A 22,811-nucleotide genomic window follows, 5' to 3' on the forward strand; every position below is an offset into this window, starting at 1 on the left:
CGTGTTAAGCAGCTAATCGTTTTTCAGATGAACGCTGTGGAAGACTTGGTAAAGCATCCTGTTGAAGAAGACGTAAACCGTTCAAGATGACGAGAATCGTTGATCCTTCGTGTCCGACGACGGCGAACGGCATGATGAGGAACTGGGACAAATTCGATGCGATCAATAGGAGGATGACACCAATCGCAAGCGTGATGTTTTGTTTGACAATCCGGTTCATCTTACGGGCTTTATGCACGGCATAGGCAAGGCGACCTAAGTCATTTTTCATCAAGACGACGTCAGCGGTCTCGAGTGCAGCGTCCGTTCCTTCACCCATCGCAATCCCGACATGTGCTAATGCAAGGGCTGGGGCATCGTTAATGCCGTCACCGACCATCGCGACGGTCCGACCTTCTGTTTGGTATTGTTTGATGTAACGTACTTTATCTTCAGGTAGGCACTCAGCGACGAAGTCCGTCAATCCCGCCTCACGTGAGATGGCAGCTGCCGTGACCGGATTATCGCCAGTTAACATGATAGTTGCAATGCCAAGATCATTTAAGGCAGCAATCGCTGTTTTGGCTTCCGGACGAATCGTATCACGTAACGCATAAAGTGCTACGATCTGTGCTCCATTGCTGACATAAACGATCGTATGCCCTTGCTCTTTCAATGACTGTTCGATCGCGACGAATGGATCGTCTAAACCATCATGGAATGCCCGTTTACCGATACGATACGTGACACCATCGACGGTTGCTTCAATCCCGTATCCTGTCACATCTTTAAACGTTGATGGTTCGCGGACATCGGTTTTTAAGTGATCGACGATTGCTTGTGCGAGTGGATGGTTCGACTGCGCTTCGATGGAAGCAACCGCTTGTTGGACTGTGCGGACGTCCATGCCTTCCGCATAACGACTTTCGGTGACGACGGGTTTCCCTGTTGTCAGTGTTCCCGTTTTATCGAAGACGATCGTATCGACTTGACCGAGCGTCTCAATGTGGGCGCCTCCTTTAAAAAGAACGCCATTTTTCGCAGATGCGGCAATTGCAGATAAGGCAGCAGGTGTAATCGACGCAACAAGGGCACAAGGTGAGGCGACGACGAGAAGAATCATCGCGCGGTAAATACTTGTCTCAAATGTCCAGCCAACGACGTAATGAGGGAGGACCATCATCAGTGCGACGACAAGCAATACGATTTTGACATAACGGCTTTCGAAACGTTCGATGAACTGAGCAGATGGAGACTGTTCACTTTGTGCGTTTTGGACCATATAAATGATTTTTTGGAACAACGATTCGTCAGCAGCTTTCGTCATCTCAATCGTCAAGACACCGTTCATGTTGACAGTCGAGTTATAAACGGTATCACCTGTTTGTTTTTCAACCGGAATCGATTCTCCTGTAATCGATGCTTCTTCGATCGCGGCTTGACCACGAATGATGACACCATCAACCGGAATCCGTTCCCCAGGACGAACATAGACGAGGTTACCAATCGTTAATTGCTCGATTCCGACGACTTCGAGTTGACCGTTTGCATTCAGACGTGTTGCTTCCTCTGGTTGTAAGGACATCAAGCTTTGCAAGGCACGTTCGTTCTTATTCATCGTGTATGTCTCAAGGGCACCGGATAACGCAAAGATGAAGATGAGGATTGCACCTTCCATCCAGTAGCCGATGGCAGCCGCACCGATAGCAGCTAAAATCATCAATAATTCGACGTTCAACGTTTTTTCTTGATACGTCTCCGTCAATCCTTCCTTCGCTTTCGCATATCCTCCGATTACATAAGCCGATAAGTACAATGTGACATAAACGGCAGACGCCGTATTGAATTTTTCGAGTCCGTAAGCAACTAAAATCAATATTCCGCTAAACAATGCTAGAATCAATTCGTGATGCTCATCCCAAGCATGACGGAATACGGAACGCTGTTGAACATCGGTAGTAGTGGAAGTCGTCATATTAAAACTCCTTTCAAAATGTAAATGAGAAATGAAATCATTATAGAAAGAGAATGAGAATGTGATATATCAATGAGTTTAACTGATTGATAATGAGTTTCATTGTCTCTAGATTATAATTATTATTATCTGTAGAATTACTATACCATGCTTCAGTGAAAAGGAACAGGAAAGGAACTAGAAAGATGCAAAAAATTTTAACCCATCGGATTGGACTCGTCGTCTTTGCGTTACTGACGACTTTTTTGTGGGGCAGTGCATTTCCCTTCATTAAAAAAAGTTATGACTTATTACAGATCACATCTTCGGAATACGGAGAGCAATTGCTGTTTGCGAGCTATCGTTTCTTTTTAGCAGGTGTATTATTACTTGTCGTCAGTGTCTTCGTCTTCAAACAGACGATTACACTGAAGGAGCGGACCTACGCCTATAGTCGTCTCGGCTTCTTTTTGACGTTCTTGCAGTACGTCTTCTTTTATATCGGTCTATCTTTGTCAACTGGCGTACAAGGATCAATCATTGCCGGATCGACTTCGTTCTTCCAGATGTTGCTGGCACATTTTCGATATGAAGACGATCGACTGAATCGATTTAAAGGACTCGCCTTATTCCTTGGATTCACAGGTGTCATCTTGGCCAACTGGCCACAAGGTGGGCAAGGTGTCTCGTTCGGTATAGGGGAAGGGCTGTTGATTGCGGCAATGGTTTCCGGGGCGTTCGGTAACTTGATCGCGAAAGAATACTCAGCACGTTATCCGGTGGCGCCGATGACAGGATGGGCGATGGTCATTGGATCAATCGGTCTCTTTATCGCAGGAGTCATTCTCGATGGTCATGTCGCACCGTTTACCTTTTCAACGACAAGTGCTTGGATGCTCGTGTATCTTGCCTTCTTATCAGCGACTGGATTTACGCTTTGGAACTTACTAATGAAATATAATCCAGTCAGTAAAGTGTCGTTGTTCATGTTCTTCGTACCGATCTATGGTGTCAGTTTATCGACCTTGATTCTCGGCGAGACGATTCCACCGCAAGCGTTGCTTGGGTTACTCTTCGTCGTCAGTGGTATTTTAGTCTCGACGTACCTTCCTGTATGGTTTCAAAAGCGAGGTTGACGAAGATTCAGAATCGTGCAAAAATAGTTTCAATCAAAGTAACTCCCAATCGTTCGTTGCTCAAGCCGACCCGTTCGGCTTTTTTCTGTACGGTCAAGTGAAGACCGATTCGGCCTTGTCTGAAAGGCTAGTGCGACTATAAAACGGAAGGAGATGAAAACGAATGGAACGGAATGAGATCGTTCGAAAGATCATTGCCACTCGTCGTCCACGTGATGAGTTTGCCCGGTTCGTCGTAACGTGCGTCAGTCAGCAGTTGAAGGAAACCCATGGAGATGTGGATGTGGAAATCATCGAGGCGGAGAGAGGTTACGATTCAGTGTGGTCAATCAACGGTCGAGAGGTCGTCGTGCTGCTCGAGACAGAAGAGCTGAAGCGTGCAAAAGAACAGCCGTATGCGATCGACGATAAGCTCTGGCGGAGTTTTCGGCAAGAAGGAATCGTGAAATAAAACAAAGGATCTTGCGCATCATTAGCGCAAGATCCTTTGTTTTAGATCCGGGATGATTCGTGACGTTTCGCGTATCGTAAGAGAAACGCAAGTGTCGCTAGAACCAGAACGAATAGACTGAAATAAAGCATAGCTGGAAGCAGAACGAACATGCTGCCAGCAATCGGTCCGAGGATCGAACCAAGACTAAAGGCAATCCCTGCAAGCAAGTTGCCCGTCGGAAGAAGGTGTCGCGGTAACTGTTCCGTCATATAGGCGACACCGAGCGAGTACGTCGAGCCAAGTGCCATCCCGCTAATAGCAAAAATCGCGAATAACCAACCGTATCGTTCGAAGACGAAGCAAGCGATAAGGAAAGCAACGGAGCCAATCGAAAGAACGGTTACTAACGTCCGACGTTTTCCGAAGTGATCCGCAAGTCGTCCAAGTGGAAGTTGCATGATCAACGAGCTGACGACGAATGTCGTGATCAAGGTACTCGTCTCAGATAGACCGTACCCGTTACGCGTCGCAAAAACGGGAAAACTGGCATTCAGTGTGGCTTCGAGAAAACCATATGTAAAGCCAGGAAGTAACGTGAACCAAGCAGTTGATAGGACAAGTTTATACCGTGAGGCGGCGCTTTGCAGCTCCTCCGGCATGACGGATGACGGTTTTTCGTTCGGCATACGCGATAACAAGATCAGGACGATGACAGTCAATGTACCAGTCAACACGAATGGTAGCCAGTTGATGACATCGACGAGAGGTGCCGCAAGAGGACCGAGAGCAAAACCGAGACCGAATGCCATTCCGTATAGTGACATCGTTTGTCCTAACCGTTCATTTGGGGTAATGGACGTCACCCAAACCTGTGATCCATAGTGTAACGTCTGATCACCAAATCCGACGAGGAACCGTAAAATCATCCAAGCAATGACGCTTGGAAGAAGTGGAAATAAGAAAACCGCTACTGCAACAAGAGCGAGTCCAAACGAGATGACCGGAATATAACCACGTCGTCGTAGTGGACCTTCCATGAGAGGGGCGGCGACGATGACACCGATATAGAGAACGGCAGCGCTGAGACCGTTGATGAAAGCGGGGGTTCCTTGGCGTTCAAGTAAAATAGATAACAGTGGAATCAGCAGACCTTGCGTGAATCCGGAAATGAAGACGATCGATAAGATAAGAGCAAAACGACGTGACACAAGTAACGACGACCTTTCTTTTTTCTTTTAGCATAACACGCCCCGGTCTCTGAAACGGGAGACCAGGGCGTGCTTCATTTATTTTCTTGTTCAAAACGTGTCGGACGCGGCATATGCAGAAGATGTTCGTCCCAGTCTGTCTGGTCGAATACTTCATCATGTTCGATGCTGTGTGAAGCGCGAATACCAACCATCATGACGAACAAGACCATACTGAACGTACCGATGATTGCGACAATACCTACGAGCCATTCCATCCCGGTCACCCCTTTTAGAAAAACAGAATGTGTCTACTTTGTGACATTTTTCCCGGGATGCCATCGATCAAAACCTTTTTTTTAGTTTTAAAGCCGGCTGGACTGTTTTGTGAAATCAATCTCAGGGTAATATGCGTTTTTCACAAGCGCGTTCGGTCCAAGGCATTGCACCGCAGGGCAGTGACATGACAAGCTTTTATTCAGTTCTGTCTCTTGCCACTCGGCATAAGCATCATTGAAGGATGTCTCATGAATCGTACCTAGCGAAGCAAGTTCGTCACCGAAATCCGTTACGATGATCTCGCCATCAAAGATGTTGACGTTGAGACGGGAACGTCCATCAGGGTCATTGCGAACAGAGACGTTTTTCTCTTGACGCAATCGACGATGAAGTTCTAAATCCGCCTCTTCCATCGAACAAGCATAGAAGGGGAGTGTTCCGAATAACATCCAGACGTTCGGATCCCGGACGTCAAGCAAACGATGGATCCCGTCGCGAATTTCGGGCAAGCTAGCTGCTTCGATCATCGACGCGAAGTCAGCGGGGTACATCGGATGCACCTCGTGGCGGACACAGCCCATGTCGACGATTTCCTTATGAATCGCTTCAAGGTGTGGTAATGTCCGTTTATTGATCATCGTCTCTGCAGAAACGATGACACCACGTGCATTTAGAACACGGGCATTCTCTTTCATCGTCTCGAAAAGCTTCGTCCGTGCTTCACGTGACGGTTTTCGTTCCATCATCGCAAAGCCACCATCGATGAAATCATCAGCTGTTCCCCAGTTATGTGAGATGTGCAAGACATCTAGATAAGGAATGATTAATTCGTAGCGAGATAACGGAAGTGTTAAATTTGAGTTGATTTGGGTTTTAGCACCACGTTCGTGGGCATACTTAAGTAAAGGGACAACGTACTCCTTGATGGACTTCATTGAAAGCATCGGTTCGCCGCCGGTGATTGAGAAGGCACGCAGATGTTCGATTTCATCCAGACGTTGAATGAGTAGCTCGACTGGAATCTCGGGTGACTCGCTACTGGATAACATGTAACCGACGGCGCAATGTTCGCAGCGCATGTTACACAGTTTTGTTGTCGTGACTTCAATGTTCGTCAAACGGACCGTGCCGTATTGTTCAATGTCGCGATAAGCTTCCCACGGATCGTTCGCAATCGTGATGGGTGATGAATGTGACATAGATACTCCTCCTTTTTAGTGCTCCACTTCGTATCGTATGCTAAAATAACGTCGGAATCCAGCGGAAGAAAGGAAGTCTGAATAATGGGAAAAGCAAGAACTGATAAACTTGGTCAAATGAATGTGCTAAAATCAAGAATGCAGCTTCTCTGTCATACAATCGATTCACTCGATGAATCATCAGATATCGAAGATTTGGAACGACTGATCGTATCACTGGATCAACTCAAGGCGAAGGTCGTTCGATATGCAAAGGATATGAAAGAACAAGAAGAAACGAAAAAAGCGGTAGATTGAGACCGCTTTTTCATTTGCGTAAAGAGAAAGGATGAAATCAATGGCAACAAAAATCAAATTACAGACGGGTGAGGTCCGTTCGGTCACTTGTCTACGAATGGGAATCAACGGTGAAGGGATCGCAACACTTGAACGACAAATCGTCTTCATCCCAGGTCTACTCGTCGGTGAGACAGCACAGATCGAGATCACGGAAATTCATGCGAACTATGCGAATGCAAAAATCTTAAAGCGTGACGATCGTTCACCAGACCGTGTTACTCCACTTTGCCCGGTCTATAGTGTCTGTGGCGGCTGTCAATTACAACACATGAGTTACGATGGACAATTGCGTTATAAGGAAGAAATGCTTCGCAACGCTTTCTTGAAATCAACGAAGTTGAATGTCGAGAAAGCGGATATCCGTCCGACGATCGGTTCGAAGGAATGGGAATACCGCAACAAGTCGCAATTCGTCGTCGGTAAACAGGGGAATGAGATTGTCAGCGGTCTCTATTCTGCGAATTCGAATCGTCTGGTCGCGATCGATGATTGTGTCGTCCAAAACAAGGATACGCTTCGCGTCAACCAAGCTGTCACAAAATTACTCAATGACTATAAAGTACCCGTTTATCATGCAGCAAAACAAGACGGTGTCATGCGCCATATCGTCGTCCGGACAGGAATCAAAACGGGTGAAATTCAGGTCGTACTAGTTGCTTTTAAAGACGGCTTCCGTGATCTAGAAGGTTTGTCACGCGATATCATGGATATCCCAGGTGTCGTCTCGGTCGCACTGAACATCAATGATAAGTTGACATCACGTGTCTTCGGAGAAGAGACGGAAGTCTTGCGTGGCGTGGAACGGATTGAAGAAGAGATGGGCGAATTCACGTATCAACTGTCTCCGCGTGCCTTCTTCCAATTGAATCCGGAACAAGCAGAGCGGATGTATGAAGAAATTGCGCGTGCTGCTGCTTTGACAGGCGAAGAACGTGTCGTTGATGCCTACGCAGGTGTTGGTTCAATCGGACTTTGGATCGCTAAAGGAGCAAAAGAAGTCCGCGGCATGGAAATTATTGAAGAAGCTGTCGAAGATGCCAATGCGCACATGAAGCAATACGGATTCGACCATGCCCACTACGTCGTCGGTAAGGCAGAAGCCTGGATTCCGCGTTGGGTCAAGGAAGGCTGGATTCCAGATGTCTTCATCGTCGACCCACCACGCTCAGGTTGCGATACACAATTGTTGAACGCGATGATCTCGTCTAAAGCGAAAAAAATCATCTATGTCTCGTGTAACCCGCAGACGCTTGCGCGCGATTGCGATCACTTGATGAAAGCGGGATACAAGGTATCGTACATTCAGCCGTACGATATGTTCCCACAAACAGCGCACGTCGAAGCAATCGTCGTGCTCGAAAAAAAGAAAAAGAAAAAGTTCTAAGTAACAAGCCCGTATGCACTCTTTGAACGAGTGGACATACGGGCTTTTTATCATGTTTGCGAAAGATAACCGAACGTCGCGTCACACTCAGCGAAGCGTTCCTTCAACCGAGCAACACGATCAGCAGGAAGTGGACCGCGCTCGATCAGTTGCTGATTCAGCGCGAGGTGTTCTGGTCGAGACGTACCGATGATGGCTGTCGTGATCCCTGGCTCAAAGACCGTGAAACGAAGTGCAGTTTCAAGCCAACTCGATTCCTCGAGTGGATAAGCGAGTTGTTGCGCACGTTCCCAGTAGGGTTCGACGTACTGTCCGACCGGACGCTCTGCGAATCGCCACGGGGCGTTACCGATTGGACGCTTGGCGATGACACCGTGATCTAGAAGGGTGGGCAGGACTTCATCGACACGTTGATCAAATAGATTGAATGACGTTTGGAAACTGTCGAAGCGATTCGTTTCGATAGCATATGTTAAGTCTTCCCGATCACCGGAATAAGCGATGACGCGGACTTTTCCAGCTTGTTTTGCTTGGTCAAGCGCTTCGATGACATCTCCCTGGGCGAGAATTTCTCGACTACAAGAATGGAGGTGTACGATGTCGAGATAATCCGTTTGCATCGTCTGTAAGGCTTGATCGATGCCACCATGGACCGCTTCAAAGGTCCAGTCCTGCGTACCGGGAACATCATAGCCGACTTTCGTCGACAGAATGACGTCGTGACGACGATTCTTTAGAAATTGTCCGACGCGTTGCTCCGATAAGCCATAGCCGCGTGCTGTATCGATCAGATTGATGCCGAGATCACGTGCTTGTTCGAGTAAATAAACTGCTTCGCGATCCGTCATCTGTTCTGCGCCGATGTGACCAGCTCCGAACCCAAGCGGGGATACGAGTAGGTCGGATGTTCCAAAACGTCTTAACTCCATGAACGATACTTCCTTTCAGAAAACCTGTAGTTTTATATCGATGATGCTCGTTTTTGTTGAATACGATAGGCCAGATAACCAACGAGTGCCACGCCTGCAATCGACCATTGGATGATGGATGAGGATTGCATGAACTGGTGGACTGCAAGCACTTCGATTAACATGGCTGGAATTTTTCCGATCGTACTGGCAGTCAGGAAAAGTAGAATCGAAATACCACTAGCGGCACTGACGATGTTGACGATGCCAGACGGAACGAACGGTAACAGCCGCAGCAAGATGATCGTCAAAAATGCTTCATGTCCTCGTTGTGCTTGCAGTTTTTGTTGCAAACGAGCGAATCGATCCGGAAGTGGGCGACGAAGGGCATACCGCAGTCCTTTTCGGTAAAGTAGAAACGCACAAACCGCACCTAGGACTTCACTGATGAAAGAGAGCAATGTGCCGATCCATAATCCGAAATAGACGAGATTCGCAGCGGTGACGAACGTACTCGGTAGGACACCAAGTACACTGACGACGACGCCGACCAAGACACTAACGAACGGAGCGAACGGTCCGAAGAGTTCAAAGGTTTGGATGACATGATGTTCCATCATTCGAATCCATCCGCTTCATCCGGAAGAAGCGGTAACTCGATGTGGACAGTCGTTCCTTCTCCAAGAACGGAGTCAAACCGGATCGTTCCATTATGACGATCGATGATGTGTTTTGTGATCGCAAGACCAAGACCGGTTCCGCCATCTTTCCGCGTCCGTGATTTATCGACACGGTAAAAACGTTTTGTCAGTCGATCAAGATGCTCTTCCGGAATGCCTTCTCCTTCGTCCCGGATAAGACAATGCGTCCGGTCGCCGATCGTTTCAGTCGACAAGAAAATCTGTTTACCAGGCGGTGTGTACCGTAAGGCGTTATCGAGTAAATTGCCGAAGACTTGCTCAAGGCGGTCCGTATCGCCTAAGACAATTTGATCCGGATCGAGATTCATGACGAACGTGACTCCTTTTGACTGGGCGATGGGTTCCATCCGGTAAATGACATCTTCAAGTACTTGACTGAAGACAAGTGGTTGTTTCGACATCGGATAGGAATCGCGTTCAAGTTGAGCGAGATCGAGCAGATCATTGACGAGACGTTGCAGACGCTCTGTTTCCCGCTCGATGATTTGGTAATACTGCGCACGTTTTTCTTCCTCGAGCGAATCATCCTGCATCATCTCCGTATAGCCACGGATGTAGGAGAGCGGTGTCCGCAATTCATGACTGACGTTCGCGAGGAACTCCTTCCGCTGCTCGTCGACTTCTCCGAGCGATTCCGCCATCTTATTTAATGTTTCTGCGAGTTCCCCGATCTCATCGTCCGATTGAATCGGAATCCGATAATCAAAGTCACCTTGTGCATAAACAGTCGAGGCGCGCTTCATGTCGATCAACGGACGGATGATCGTATCGATGATTTGTCGTCCGAAGATGACGAGATTCAAGACGATCAGTCCGATCATGAAGAAAATCATCAGGCGGAGTGGGCGGAATGGTTCACTGATTTGACCGAGTTCTAGATATAAAATCAATGTACCGACCAGTCGATTGTTTTCGATGATCGGAAATCCGGTCATCAAAATGTCCGTTCCTTCAATCGGATGGGTCCGACTGGAGACGACGGTTTCACCGTTTCGAAGTTCTTCGATATCCGCATTCGTCAAAAAGCGCAGTCCAGCTGGATTTTTCTTCAGGAAATCGATAAAGAAGACTTTCGATTCCGTCAACTCATTCGTATAAGTCATTCCATCGTAAAAAGCACCAGATAATCCTTCAGATTCATAAATGTTGATCAGCTTTTCGCCTCGATTCAATAAAATATCTTCCTGCGTCTGAAGATAGAACCGGTCGTAGAGATAGAACGTCAGCAGGACGAATAAAATAGCGGAAAACACGCTTGTGAACCAAATCGTGATCCAAATCCGGCGCCGGATCGTATAGCGCTTAATCATACTTCCTCGAATTTATAACCGATGCCCCAGACCGTTTGAATCGAGCCACCAGCTTCCCCGAGCTTTAAGCGAAGTGTTTTGATGTGTGTATCGACCGTCCGTAAGTTCCCGATATAGTCCGCACCCCAGATTTGATCGAGTAACTGTTCGCGAGAAAAGACCTTATCATTGTTTTGAGCGAACAGGTGCAACAAATCAAATTCCTTACGCGTCAGACTGACCGGCTTGCCATTGACGTGGACACTCCGACTTTCAGTGTCGAGTTCAAGCATGCCGAGCGTCAGGGTAGCCGATTGATCAACTGTAAAGCGATGAGAACGACGAAGCGTTGCTTCGATGCGAGCAAGCAGTTCTCGAGGGCTGAATGGTTTTGTGATATAGTCATCAGCTCCGATTTTCAGACCGTGAATACGATCGAGCTCGTCCGAACGTGCCGTCAGCATGATGATCGGAACGTTTGAGAATTCACGGATGCGCATACATGCTGTCAAGCCGTCCATTTCCGGCATCATGACATCGAGTAGAACGAGATGGAATGTATTTTGTTGAATGAGATGGATCGCTTCTTGTCCGTTAGAAGCTGTCATCGTCGTGTAGTGTTCTTTTTCAAGATTCGAGACGAGAAGGTCACGCATTTGTGCTTCATCATCTACTACGAGAATGTTAAACGATTCTGGCATTAGTCTTCGCTCCATTTCCTGTAGAAGAAAGTGTTTCTTCCATAAAGATGAGTTTTCTTATTTATCATACCATTTCAAACTTTAGAAGCGCATGCGTGGACACAAAAAAGCATGAGAGACAAGGCTCTCATGCTTCGAGTTGTTGGTGATCGTATAGTGTTTCGAGCTCCCGACCATGAATGTACATGTGGAAACTAGATTTTGAGACTTCATATAGCGTGAACTGTGTCTCGCCGGCATTCAATTGCTCAAGAAGCGCAGGACGCAACTCATCCGCACAGAACGCATACGGCAATTTTTCAGCTGCTTTTTGTGACCGAATATTGCTTTTGCGAATTTTCATGAAGACACTTTCATATCCAAGCTCAAAGAACAGCTCAGAGAAGAAGGCTTCTTTCGCTAAATGATTGTATCCTTTACCATGATACGGTTTACCTAACCATGTACCGAGAAACCCATATTGTCCTTCGATATCGAGTAAACTAATCGTACCAATCGGTTGATCGAATTCATCTAGGATGGTACGTGATACGATTTCACCACGTTCTTCCTCTTCGATTGCCTGCTTTGTAGTAAACAGAAATTCATCAAAGTACCGTGTTTTTTGGCGGACGTACGGATATACGTCTTGATGCTGCATCAGTTCGAACAAATCAGCGCAGTCGCTCAGCTCCCGTTGCTTGAGCATACTTCCATTCCTCCTTTTAGGACCGCAAGAATGATTGTCGAAAGCTACCTGTCTGACTCGTTTGAACCGCGCATGGTATGCCTTCTTCAGTTGTCGGATAAGATAATATTACCTTCTTTTTTTAAAATTGCAAGAAAATAATTTTTGTGAAAAAAGATACAAAAACAAGATGTTTTCCGTAAGCGTTCAAAACCCCCGAAAGGTGCAAAAAACACCTGGCGGGGGTAGGGTTAAGTCAAGTTCAGTTGAGCGTGTTCAAAAATAATTTTTCCGTCAATCATCGTCATGAGCGGCTTCGCTAAATAGTCGAGTGGAAAGTGGCTCCACAGGACGAGATCCGCGTCTTTTCCGATCTCAATCGATCCGACGCGATCGTCCACACCGAGTGAGCGGGCTGGATGAATTGTGATCGCGCGCAAGGCGACATCGACCGGTAGACCTTCTCGTGCAGCTAGACCGGCACAGAGATTCAAGTACTGGACAGGGGTGTACGGATGATCGGTCGTAATGGAGATCTCGAGACCATGCTCATGAAGAATCCGGTACGTTTCCCATGTCTTATTCTTCAGTTCAATTTTAGACTTTCGCGTGAAGGTTGGTCCGACCGTTACTTTTTCAATCGGTAGCAGTTCCATCTCTTTTGCGACGAGATGACCTTCCGTACAATGTTCGATACGCAAATCGAGATCGAACTCTTCCGCAAAACGGATGGCAGAAAGGATATCATCTGCTCGGTGCGCATGTACACGAAGCGGCATTTTATGATCAAGGACCCGTTTGATCATCTGGTGAGCGAACGTTTCGGAAACTCGTTGTGTCCGAACTTCAAGAAAGGCTTCGCGCAACATCCCCATGATGCCCATCCTTGTCAGTTCACCGGCGCGACCAGCACTATGGACACGCTTTGGGTTTTCACCGAGCGCAACCTTCAGACCCGCGTACTTTCGAAGAATCATATCATCGATGAACCGTCCGTGCGTCTTGATGACACTCGTGACACCACCGATGATGTTCATGCTACCGGGCATGACTTGAACGGTCGTGATCCCGTGTTCGACGGCTTCCTTAAATCCTTCATCAAGTGGGTACACGCCATCAATGGCACGCAGATGAGGGGTCATCGCAAAAATCGTCTCATTCGCATCATTCCGACGGTTCCGGTACCTTCGTCATATAATCCGAGATGTGTATGGGCATCGATGAAACCGGGTAATAAAAAGTGACCTTCTGCTTCAATGACTTGATCGTTTTCTAAGTGATCCAGTAATTCACCGATTTCAATGATTTTCCCATCACGAATGCGGATGTCCCCGTAAAAACTGTCCGAAGTAATCGGATAGATATGTGCATTTCGAATTAAGATATCCAAGTATCGTCCACCCCTGTACTAGTTTGAATGCTCGATTGCTCGCAATGCATCCTTTAGTTCAGCATACCGAAACTTGTATCCGTTTTCGAGCGCTTTTTTCGGAACGACACGAGCTCCTTCTAGTACAATCGTACTCTTTTCACCGAGTGCGAGTTCTAACGCGAAGCGTGGCGCCGGGAGCCAGTGTGGGCGATGTAAGACTTTTCCGATCGTCTGTCCGAAACGCCGCATCGTCTCCGGATGAGGAGCAGTGATGTTCAGCGGTCCTTCGACTGTCGGGGTCTCAAGTGCGAATACGAATAAATCGACTAAATCATCGATGTGGACCCAAGAGACCCACTGTTTTCCGTCGCCCATCGTCCCACCACCAAACAAGACATAGGGCAGGCGCATTAATGGGTAAGCGCCACCGGCTTTCGTTAGGACGACACCGATTCGTGGATGGACAAGTCGAATGCCAGCGTCAGCAATCGGGCGGGCAAGGTCTTCCCACGCGACACAGACATGACTTAAGAAGTCAGCGGTCGGTGGAAGTGGTTGATCTTCGGAGAATGTTTGATGCCGATCTTGTCCGTAAATGCCAACCGCAGAAGCAGACAATACGACATTTGGCTTTTGATCGAGTGCTTCAACGATTCGAACGAGCTCCTTCGTCGTGCTGACGCGACTGTCGAGAATGACGCGTTTGCGTTCATCTGTCCAACGTCCGTCGTTGATCGAAGCACCAGCCAGATGAATAAAGGCATCCACGCCTTCTAAGTGCTGTTCCGGTTTTGCGTCTTCTGTCATCCACTTGATATATGTGACATGCGCATCATTCGCTTTCGGATGACGCGTCAATATAAAGATGTGATGTCCTTGATCTAGTAAACGTTTCGTCAAGGCTTGACCAATCATACCGGTTCCACCGGTAATCGCAATGTTCATGTAATCCATCCTCCCTAAATAAGTAAAAGTAGCTTCTTTCCATTTGTTCCCGTTCCATGGTTTCACTCAAACATAGACATGCCTGTTCATGATATCGTAGAACTACCGAATCAGGTTAGGGGAGGGAACGAAATGAAGATCAAACGGATCTCGACGCAGAAAAAGAACAGCGAACGATTCAACATCTATGTCGAGCGCGATGGCAAAGAGGAATATGCCTTTGCCGTAGACGTCGATATCTTAATTAAATACAATCTACAACGCGATAAGGAACTGGATGACGACTTCGTCAAGGAAGTGTTAACGGCTGAAGAACAGCAAAAAGCGTATCGTCTCTCGTTGAATCATTTATCGTACCGCATGCGGGCGACGAGTGAAGTCGTCGCCTATTTAACAGAGAAAGAGACACCGGAGCATGCGATCAAACATGCAATCGATCGATTGACGGAGCAACGCTATTTGGATGATCAACAGTTCGCACTTGCTTATACGGCAACGAAAAAAGCGACGACACCTCAAGGTCCGGGACGGATTCGCCGCGACCTTGAGGCATTGAAGATACCGAAGACAGCGATTGATGAAGCGATCGTGACGTTTACGGATGAAGAGGAATACGAAAAAGTCCTGAAGTTTTTGCGACAAAAGCAAAAAGAGCTGCAACGGCGTTCCGTGCGGGAACTGACACAAAAGTTGCAGTTAACGCTCATGCAGCGTGGGTTTTCGTCCGATTTGATTAAAGCGGGCATTGAAGAGGTGTTTCGAGCTGAAGAAGGTGACGAAGAAGAACAAGCGGCCCTTTATCAAGCGCGCAAGTATTATCCGAAATATCGACAACTTGAACCGTTCGAACGCGAACAAAAAGTCAAGCAAGCACTCGTCCGAAAAGGATTTCCATACGGTCTAGCCGCTCAAGTCCTCGAACAAGTCAAAGAAGAAGAAGAGGCGGAGTAATAAAAGCAAGACGAAAAATTGACAATTATCCGACAATTGTGCTATTCTACGCACAGACTAAGAAAAGGAGGAACCGTCCTATGAAAAAGCCAATTGGTTTCACTCATATCCAACAGCTGAATACGACGGAGACTCTTGAGCACGTATAAGTAATTCATTTCATGTGCGAGCAAGGGGATTCGTCTCCCGAGCGCGCAGACGAACAAGAATGCATCATGCCCATTTCAAGGCATACTGATTCTCGGACTGCATCCGGAAATCCGTATGCCTTTTTGCGTGCTCGGAAAAAGTACTTCATTTCACAGTAAAGGGGGGACCCTCATGCGTTTATTTCGGCAATTGAGTTGGTTTCTAAAAGAACACAAATCATCGTATCTCGTAGCAGTCGTCTTATTGATCATCACCGGCTTCATCGATTTAACGCCGCCATGGCTAATCGGTAAGGTCATCGACGGATTGCGGTCGGGATCGATGGACCAGGCGACGCTCTTGCAATACGTCATCGGATTAACAGTCATTTCCATCGTTTCCTTCATCTTGACGTATCTGTGGTTAGCGAAATTATTCGGAACGGCATTTTTATTAGAACGGACACTTCGGAGTCGCTTCTTTACGCACTTATTGAAACTGACGCCGACGTTCTACCAAAAGAATCGGACGGGAGACTTGATGGCGCTCGCGACGAACGACTTGAAGGCGGTCGAGCGGACAGCTGGATTTGGTGTCTTGACGCTCGTCGACTCGTTGAACATGACAGCGATCACTCTCGTCGTCATGGGGGTGGCGATCGATTGGAAGCTGACGCTCGCTGCCTTGTTACCGATGCCACTTCTCGCCTACGCGATGAATAAGCTCGGAAGTCAAATTCACGGACGCTTCATCACTGCCCAGGATTCATTCGGAACGATGAATGACCAGGTCGTCGAGTCGATTTCCGGACTGCGTGTCATCCGCTCGTTCGTACAAGAACCAGTCGATGTTAAACGCTTCGACGATGTCACGACGGATGTCTTTGAGAAAAACATGCACGTCGCAAAAATCGATGTCTTGTTTGAACCGATCATCAAGTTGCTCGTCGGTTTCAGTTACTTGATCGGCTTATCGTTCGGGACATATCTCGTCTTTACGAACGACATCACGCTCGGACAATTGGTCGCCTTTAACATCTATCTCGGGATGCTGATCTGGCCGATGTATGCCTTTGGTGAATTAATCAATGTCATCCAGCGCGGGACAGCAAGTCTTGACCGCTTAGAAGCAACGATGCGAGTCAAACCGTTGATTGCTTCGACACCGCGGGAACACGTCGAACATCCCGAGCGGATCGAGATGAACGATTTGACGTTCACGTATCCAGAGACAGCCCATTCGGTCTTGCGAGATTTGAATATTACGATCGAACAAGGAACAACGATCGGTATCGTCGGACCAACGGGATCCGGGAAAACGACGTTCTTGCGTCAATTTTTACGTGAGTATCCAATCGGACGGGATATGCTGACGGTCAACGGCGTACCGTATGAAGATATTGCGCTAGAGACGGTTCGCGGTTGGACGGGTTATGTGTCACAAGAACATTTACTATTCTCAAAATCTGTTCGGGATAACATTCTGTTTGGTGCAGGTGAAGCGACAGAAGAAGAATTGCAGGAAGCGATTCGTCTCGCATCGTTTGAAAAAGATATCGAAACGCTGGAACAAGGACTTGAGACGATGGTCGGTGAACGTGGCGTCACGTTATCAGGAGGACAAAAGCAACGTCTCTCGATCGCGCGGGCGATGTTAAAAAAACCAGAGTTGCTGTTGCTTGATGATTCATTATCAGCGGTAGACGCGAAAACGGAATCACATATCATTGATTCGATTCGATCGAATCGTCACCAATCAACGACATTGATTGTTGCCCATCGTTTGTCGGCAGTGGCACATGCGGACGAAATCATCGTCTTGCAAGATGGAATGATTTCTGAACGAGGAACACATGACAGCCTGATGGCACAAAATGGCTGGTACGCTCAACAATTCGAGCGACAAAGTGAAGAGATGTAAGGAGGTGCCTCTGCATGAATGAATTAGAATTATACCAACTCGATCCGGCACGTCGGAAGACGACGATCCGTTCGTTGATCCGCTATGCGATGCATGAGAAACAAGCGATCTTTTTAGGATTATTTTTACTCGTACTGGCAGTCGGAGCGGAATTGACAGGTCCGTATATCGCCAAAGTCATCATTGATGAACATATCGTGGCAATTGAGAAGGACTGGGTCGAAGTTAAATCGGACGGTGCGGTCACGTATGACGGCCGTCAGTTCGCCAAAGCACAAGACGTCTCTAAAAGTCAGATCGTTCAATCCGTCTCGATCGTCCAAACGACCAACGGCTACTTTTTCGTACCGAAACAAGTCGTCAGTGGAGGAGAGCGGAAAATCAGTGGAAATACGATGACGGTCACGCGTGGAGACGACGTCTACACGTATGATAATATTCAAAAACTGACACAAGGACAGGTCTATGATTTTTATTCAAAAGACTTAAAAGCAATCGGCTGGTTGTCCTTGATCTATGTCCTTTTGCTGCTGGTAGCAGCTGGTTTGAACTGGATTCAGCAAATCTTGCTCCAGCGATCTGCTCATAAAATCATTAAACGGATGCGTCTTGATGTCTTTACGCATCTGCAACGGTTACCGGTTCGTTATTTCGACCAGACACCGATCGGGAAAATCGTCAGTCGAGTCACGAATGATACGGAAACGATTCGCGATCTATATCTCGGTGTGCTCGCCCGGGTCTTCTCGGGGATCATCACGATGGCGGGGATTCTGGTCGCGATGTTCTTCCTCGATTATCGCTTAGGACTAGTCTCGCTGATCATCATTCCAATCGTCTATTTCTGGATTCAGCTGTTCCAGAAACTCGCGACGAAAAACAACTTCAAGGTCCGATCCCTCGTTGCCGACATGAATGGTCAACTGAATGAGAACATCCAGACGATGCCGATCATTCAGGCTTATGCACGCGAGAAGGAAGTCCTTGCTGAATTCGAACAAAAAAACGAAGAGAACTATCAGACCCGGGCAAAGTTGTTACGACTCGATGCCCTGATGTCCCATAACTTATCCTACTTTTTGAAAAACTTGACGCTCGCCTTGTTGATTTGGGTCGTCGGCGGAAAAAGTCTGACGAACGGGTCGTTTTTATCGCTCGGGATCTTATATGCGTATATCGATTACGTGTCCCGTTTATTCGAACCCGTCACCCAAATCATGAATCAGCTGTCACCACTACAACAAGCACTCGTTTCAGCGGACCGGATGTTCCAGTTGCTCGACGAAAAGGGAGAGCCGGTCGAACAAGGTCGCGTTGCTCGGTTTAAAGGAGCGGTGTCCTTCAAGGACGTCGAATTTAGTTATGAAGCGGGAAATCCCGTGTTACGTGAAATTCAAATCGATGCTCGTCCTGGCGCAACGATTGCTCTTGTCGGACACACGGGTAGTGGGAAAAGTTCGATCATGAACCTGCTGATGCGTTTCTATGATCCGTCAAAAGGACAGTTGTTGATTGACGGACAGGACGTGACGCGTTTGCCGAAACAAGCGGTCCGTGAGCATATGGGCATCGTCTTACAGGATCCGTTCCTCTTCACAGGAACGATTCGCTCGAACATCACACTTGGCAATCCTGACATTTCCGAGGAACGTGTTCGCCAAGCGATCGAAGCCGTCGGCGCGGATCGGTTCATTGATCGTTTACCGAACGGACTCGATGAACCAGTCATCGAAAAAGGTGCCACGTTATCAGCGGGTGAACGACAGTTGATCAGTTTTGCCCGTGCGTTAGCGTTCGATCCTGCGATCCTAGTTCTTGACGAAGCGACAGCGAGCGTTGACTCGGAAACGGAAGCGGTCATTCAGGATGCCTTGCTGACGTTGACGAAAGGGCGGACAACGTTCATCATCGCCCACCGCTTGTCGACGATCAAGGATGCGGATGAGATTCTTGTTCTCGATCATGGTCGGATCGTCGAGCGAGGATCCCATGATGTGCTCCTCGCAGCATCCGGTATTTATGCGAAAATGTATGCGTTACAAAGTAAACGGAATCTTGAATTGAAATCAAGCTAATCCATCCAGTTTCTCCTCCTTTTCGTTTATACTGAAAAACGAAGAGGGGGAGTTTTTGTAATGGAGACACGGATGAGTCAATTATCGAAATACGAGCTTGAGATGTTGATCACGAAATTAAGTGAACAAAAACGAAAAGCGGAGCAACATGGGAATGTGAGTGAAGTGGAAGTCGTGACGCGAAAAATCGCCATTGCGAAAAGTTATTTGATCGATCCAGCACGATTCGAACGGGGAGCCTTTTACCGAATCGAAGGAGAAGAGGCACGATTTGAGTTACATTTCGTCAATGGGGTCATGGGCTGGGGACATTTTGAAGGAACCGCTCAGGAAGTCGCGATTCCGCTCGCGTTATTCACAGGAGAGGGAGAACAGACATGACGAATCGAGAACAAGCCCTTCAGCAATTGGCTGAAGAATTATTGCAAGTAAATGAAGTACTGACACCGGAAGAAGCACTGACGTGGGTGGAAGTGCTTTGGGAAGATTTCGAAGCGACACTCGCGCGCGCGGGTGAGAAATATCAAGGTGAAGCCGTCGCAGTTCATTTCGTCGAACAACAGATCAAACAGCACGGGGCAATGTTACACCGGTTTAATACGACGAACGAAAAATTCAAGCATTTGATGACAGGTCGAAACGTCGAATGAAAAAAGCTCCGCACATCGGGATTTCCGTTGCGCGGAGCTTTGTCTTTATAATGCAGGGATGAACAGTTTTTTCTGCAAGGTCCGTTCGCTGAAGACCCAGCCGGTATAGGAGCTGACGATTTCTTGTGTAGCAGCGTCGATCCTGACGACGGCAACGAATGGATAGACTTCCTTCGTGAAGTAACGTAAGTTCGTAAAGCGGTATTCGACAATACCGTCCTTTCGTGAGACCGTATACGTATGAATCTTTGAAAACTCAAGAAACGCTTGCAAGTCAGCGTTTTGTTTGACGATTTCGTACAAGGCGTCACCGTGTGGTTCGTCCTTGATCCGGAAGTTTCCGCATTCGACGACGGTTCCACTGTTAATCTTAACGACGGAATACTCATCGCGTAAACGTGCCGCGACATGCCATTCATCCCATTTCATGCCAGGGGAGATGAACAGTTTATGTGCACCGCGATAATAGCGGGCTGCGGTCGCGAGTGCATCGTTTCGTAACTTGAATTGAACAGCGTAGTAGATGATGACGATGGCGATTAAAATCGGGAAGATGACGATCGTCGCTCTCGTTAGTAGCCAAATCCCGAACGCGGCATAATACATCGTGAACAGATATGGATCAAATGTATTGATGACACCCCAACCGATCCAGGATTTTTTGAACGGGTGTAAGGCTTGTGTTCCGTAAGCGTTAAACAGATCGACGAAGACATGAAGAGCGACAGCGATCTGCGCCATCAGCCATAATGAAGTCGGAGGTACACTGAATAACGTGCCGATGACGATTGAAAGTAATAACGGCCAGGCGAGCAAGGCGATCAACCCGTGCGATTTTCCGCGGTGTTGACGCAAGTAGGCGCTGTTTCCTTTAAACTTAAAGACAGTATCGAAGTCCGGTGCGTGTGAGCCGACGAGCGCCGTCGTCGTCACGGCAGCAAACATCGTCGTGCTCGCTGCGACGTCAGGGTGTAGCGTCGAGATGGCGGCGAGACAAAGTCCCATGCCGATATGCGTACCAGTATCCAATGCCAATTCGCTCCTTCTATAAAATCGTGATGGTTGATCCATCGTGGTTCTGCCGAGTAATTTTTAATAAATATATCGTATTCAAGAGAAAAGAGGTAACCTTTTGACTGTCGTTCAAGAATATTTCACAAACTTTAATAAAACACAATTTACCACAGAACTGATTACCTGGTTCCTTCGTGAACAGCGAGATCTCCCATGGCGAAGAACCAAAAACCCATATCATATCTGGATTAGTGAGATCATGCTCCAACAAACGCGCGTCGATACAGTCATTCCATATTATGAACGCTTCACGAAACGTTTCCCGACACCGCATGATTTAGCGCAAGCGGATCAAAGTGAAGTGCTCAAACATTGGGAGGGTTTAGGGTACTATTCCCGTGTCAAGAATCTTCAAATCGCGGTTCAGGAAGTTGTTGAAAAATATGATGGAATCGTTCCGGACGAAAAGGAATTGTTCAGTCAGCTGAAGGGCGTTGGTCCGTACACGACAGGAGCGGTTCTATCGATTGCTTATGGGCAAGCAGAACCGGCAGTAGACGGAAATGTGATGCGCGTCCTCTCGCGTGTACTTGGGATTTATGAAGACATCGCTGCGCCGAAGACACGGAAATTGTTTGAGGCAGCAGTTCATCAATTGATTGATCCGGCTGACCCGTCAAGTTTCAATCAAGGCTTGATGGAACTCGGTGCGATGGTCTGTACGCCAAAGTCTCCGATGTGTGGACTCTGTCCTGTTCAAGACGTTTGTTTCGCATATGATCGAAATGCACAGGAAGAACTACCTGTGAAGACGAAGAAAGGGAAGACGCAAATTATTCCGTATGATGCTCTCGTCTATGAAACGAACGGAAAAATCGCAATTGAACAACGAGCAGAAACGGGTTTGCTCGCAGGTATGTGGCAATACCCACTTCGAGAAGCAGAAGAAGATCGTAATGGGACGCTTGTCGGTCACGTCCGACATATCTTCTCACACCGGATTTGGGAAATTGCCGTCTATCGCGTGACGGAACAGCCGGACCAGACAATACTGGTTGATCAGGAAACGTATGCGACGCATCCGGTATCTGTCGCGCAAATGAAGATTGATCGACTATTAAAGGGGGAGATCTAATGCATACTTTTCGTTTTGAGACACGTGTCGATACATCAAAGGAGCAAGCGTGGGATTTTTTAAGTGACGCCAAAGCCTTAAGTCGATTGACGGTATTTCCGCAAGTGAAGACTTCGGGTGATACACGGACGCGAGCAGGAAATACGATTCGTCTGCGCGTTGGTGTTCCTCCACTATTTGTCTCGTGGACGTCTTGGATTCCTTTCGTAGAAGAATATGTCTTCGTCGATGTCGGTACAAAAGTTCCGTATCCATTCCGGGCATGGTGCCACGTGCACCGAGTCGAAGAACGTGAATCTGGCGTCTATTTCGTGGATGAAGTGACGTATGCATCGTTCTTGCCAGCCTTCGTCATTGAAGCATTCATCTTGAAACCGATGTTCAAACAACGAAAAAATGCGATTTTGAATCACTTTCAAGCCTGAATTCCGTCATTTTTCTGAAAAAATACCCTTTCGTTTTTC

21 protein-coding genes and 2 pseudogenes are annotated in these 22,811 nt (G+C 47.5%); 11 read left to right on the forward strand and 12 right to left on the reverse strand.

Going from position 1 to position 22,811, the window contains the following annotated elements; genetic code table 11:
• Window positions 1-4: 4 nt before the first annotated feature.
• Window positions 5-1,954, reverse strand: a complete 1,950-nt coding sequence (locus tag AC3B4V_RS15260; protein ID WP_488378826.1) for a heavy metal translocating P-type ATPase — start codon at window positions 1,952-1,954, stop codon at window positions 5-7.
• 185 nt (window positions 1,955-2,139) lie between these two features.
• Here AC3B4V_RS15260 and AC3B4V_RS15265 point away from each other — a divergent pair, with 185 nt between their 5' ends.
• Window positions 2,140-3,069: a DMT family transporter gene (locus tag AC3B4V_RS15265; RefSeq protein WP_488378827.1), complete on the forward strand. Its 930-nt coding sequence runs from the start codon at window positions 2,140-2,142 to the stop codon at window positions 3,067-3,069.
• Between the two features lie 163 nt (window positions 3,070-3,232).
• Window positions 3,233-3,520: a hypothetical protein gene (locus AC3B4V_RS15270; RefSeq protein ID WP_023467290.1), complete on the forward strand. Its 288-nt coding sequence runs from the start codon at window positions 3,233-3,235 to the stop codon at window positions 3,518-3,520.
• A 41-nt stretch (window positions 3,521-3,561) separates the two neighbouring features.
• Here the strand turns inward: AC3B4V_RS15270 and AC3B4V_RS15275 are convergent.
• The 3 genes and pseudogenes from AC3B4V_RS15275 to yfkAB all read right to left on the reverse strand — a co-directional run.
• Window positions 3,562-4,716 (reverse strand): annotated as a pseudogene (locus AC3B4V_RS15275) (MFS transporter); the annotation flags it as partial.
• Between the two features lie 68 nt (window positions 4,717-4,784).
• Window positions 4,785-4,967, reverse strand: a complete 183-nt coding sequence (locus tag AC3B4V_RS15280) for a hypothetical protein (RefSeq protein WP_023467292.1) — start codon at window positions 4,965-4,967, stop codon at window positions 4,785-4,787.
• An 87-nt stretch (window positions 4,968-5,054) separates the two neighbouring features.
• A complete protein-coding gene (gene yfkAB, locus AC3B4V_RS15285; protein WP_023467293.1) occupies window positions 5,055-6,167 on the reverse strand; it encodes a radical SAM/CxCxxxxC motif protein YfkAB in 1,113 nt (370 codons plus the stop codon).
• An 84-nt stretch (window positions 6,168-6,251) separates the two neighbouring features.
• Between yfkAB and AC3B4V_RS15290 the strand changes: the two genes are divergently transcribed.
• Together AC3B4V_RS15290 and rlmD are read left to right on the forward strand one after the other, a co-directional pair.
• The gene (locus tag AC3B4V_RS15290) at window positions 6,252-6,464 is read left to right on the forward strand and encodes an SE1561 family protein (RefSeq protein ID WP_023467294.1); all 213 of its coding nucleotides are present in this window, start codon (window positions 6,252-6,254) and stop codon (window positions 6,462-6,464) included.
• Between the two features lie 40 nt (window positions 6,465-6,504).
• On the forward strand, window positions 6,505-7,890 hold the full coding sequence (rlmD, locus tag AC3B4V_RS15295; RefSeq protein ID WP_410755898.1) for a 23S rRNA (uracil(1939)-C(5))-methyltransferase RlmD: 1,386 nt from the start codon (window positions 6,505-6,507) through the stop codon (window positions 7,888-7,890).
• A gap of 50 nt (window positions 7,891-7,940) precedes the next feature.
• Here rlmD and AC3B4V_RS15300 read toward each other — a convergent pair whose 3' ends face one another.
• The 7 genes and pseudogenes from AC3B4V_RS15300 to AC3B4V_RS15330 all read right to left on the reverse strand — a co-directional run bounded on the left by AC3B4V_RS15300 (window position 7,941) and on the right by AC3B4V_RS15330 (window position 14,473).
• Entirely contained in the window at window positions 7,941-8,819 is an 879-nt protein-coding gene (locus AC3B4V_RS15300; RefSeq protein WP_410755899.1) for an aldo/keto reductase, read from the reverse strand.
• Between the two features lie 32 nt (window positions 8,820-8,851).
• On the reverse strand, window positions 8,852-9,418 hold the full coding sequence (locus tag AC3B4V_RS15305) for a TVP38/TMEM64 family protein (RefSeq protein WP_488378828.1): 567 nt from the start codon (window positions 9,416-9,418) through the stop codon (window positions 8,852-8,854).
• Window positions 9,415-10,809 (reverse strand): sensor histidine kinase, encoded by a 1,395-nt coding sequence (locus AC3B4V_RS15310; RefSeq protein WP_488378829.1) that lies wholly within the window; start codon window positions 10,807-10,809, stop codon window positions 9,415-9,417. The genes AC3B4V_RS15305 and AC3B4V_RS15310 overlap by 4 nt, the downstream gene beginning before the upstream one ends.
• Window positions 10,806-11,489 carry a response regulator transcription factor gene (locus AC3B4V_RS15315; RefSeq protein ID WP_023467299.1) on the reverse strand — a complete coding sequence of 228 codons (684 nt, stop codon included), beginning with the start codon at window positions 11,487-11,489 and terminating at the stop codon, window positions 10,806-10,808. Before AC3B4V_RS15315 ends, AC3B4V_RS15310 begins: the two co-directional genes overlap by 4 nt.
• A gap of 127 nt (window positions 11,490-11,616) precedes the next feature.
• Entirely contained in the window at window positions 11,617-12,177 is a 561-nt protein-coding gene (locus AC3B4V_RS15320; RefSeq protein WP_023467300.1) for a GNAT family N-acetyltransferase, read from the reverse strand.
• 230 nt (window positions 12,178-12,407) lie between these two features.
• Window positions 12,408-13,546, reverse strand: a pseudogene (locus AC3B4V_RS15325) (amidohydrolase).
• Window positions 13,547-13,564: 18 nt separating this feature from the next.
• Window positions 13,565-14,473: a TIGR01777 family oxidoreductase gene (locus AC3B4V_RS15330; RefSeq protein ID WP_149426885.1), complete on the reverse strand. Its 909-nt coding sequence runs from the start codon at window positions 14,471-14,473 to the stop codon at window positions 13,565-13,567.
• A 132-nt stretch (window positions 14,474-14,605) separates the two neighbouring features.
• On the opposite strand from AC3B4V_RS15330, the gene AC3B4V_RS15335 reads away from it, so the two are divergent.
• The 5 genes from AC3B4V_RS15335 (at window position 14,606) to AC3B4V_RS15355 (ending at window position 20,198) form a co-directional block, all read left to right on the forward strand.
• Complete coding sequence (locus AC3B4V_RS15335) at window positions 14,606-15,424, forward strand: RecX family transcriptional regulator (RefSeq protein WP_149426886.1); 819 nt, start codon at window positions 14,606-14,608, stop codon at window positions 15,422-15,424.
• Between the two features lie 321 nt (window positions 15,425-15,745).
• Entirely contained in the window at window positions 15,746-17,473 is a 1,728-nt protein-coding gene (locus AC3B4V_RS15340) for an ABC transporter ATP-binding protein (RefSeq protein WP_488378830.1), read from the forward strand.
• A gap of 14 nt (window positions 17,474-17,487) precedes the next feature.
• Window positions 17,488-19,548, forward strand: coding sequence for an ABC transporter ATP-binding protein (locus AC3B4V_RS15345; protein WP_214772572.1), 2,061 nt, complete (start codon window positions 17,488-17,490; stop codon window positions 19,546-19,548).
• Between the two features lie 60 nt (window positions 19,549-19,608).
• A complete protein-coding gene (locus AC3B4V_RS15350) occupies window positions 19,609-19,929 on the forward strand; it encodes a DUF1811 family protein (RefSeq protein ID WP_023467306.1) in 321 nt (106 codons plus the stop codon).
• The gene (locus AC3B4V_RS15355) at window positions 19,926-20,198 is read left to right on the forward strand and encodes a YfhJ family protein (RefSeq protein WP_023467307.1); all 273 of its coding nucleotides are present in this window, start codon (window positions 19,926-19,928) and stop codon (window positions 20,196-20,198) included. Before AC3B4V_RS15350 ends, AC3B4V_RS15355 begins: the two co-directional genes overlap by 4 nt.
• A gap of 45 nt (window positions 20,199-20,243) precedes the next feature.
• On the opposite strand, the gene AC3B4V_RS15360 is transcribed toward AC3B4V_RS15355, so the two are convergent.
• Window positions 20,244-21,227: a metal-dependent hydrolase gene (locus AC3B4V_RS15360; RefSeq protein WP_214725256.1), complete on the reverse strand. Its 984-nt coding sequence runs from the start codon at window positions 21,225-21,227 to the stop codon at window positions 20,244-20,246.
• Between the two features lie 103 nt (window positions 21,228-21,330).
• Here AC3B4V_RS15360 and mutY point away from each other — a divergent pair, with 103 nt between their 5' ends.
• Both mutY and AC3B4V_RS15370 read left to right on the forward strand, forming a co-directional pair.
• Window positions 21,331-22,347, forward strand: coding sequence for an A/G-specific adenine glycosylase (mutY, locus tag AC3B4V_RS15365; protein ID WP_347356454.1), 1,017 nt, complete (start codon window positions 21,331-21,333; stop codon window positions 22,345-22,347).
• Window positions 22,347-22,772: an SRPBCC family protein gene (locus tag AC3B4V_RS15370; protein ID WP_023467310.1), complete on the forward strand. Its 426-nt coding sequence runs from the start codon at window positions 22,347-22,349 to the stop codon at window positions 22,770-22,772. The genes mutY and AC3B4V_RS15370 overlap by 1 nt, the downstream gene beginning before the upstream one ends.
• The last annotated feature ends 39 nt before the right edge of the window (window positions 22,773-22,811 follow it).

This window comes from Exiguobacterium sp. E17S (genome assembly GCF_057772545.1).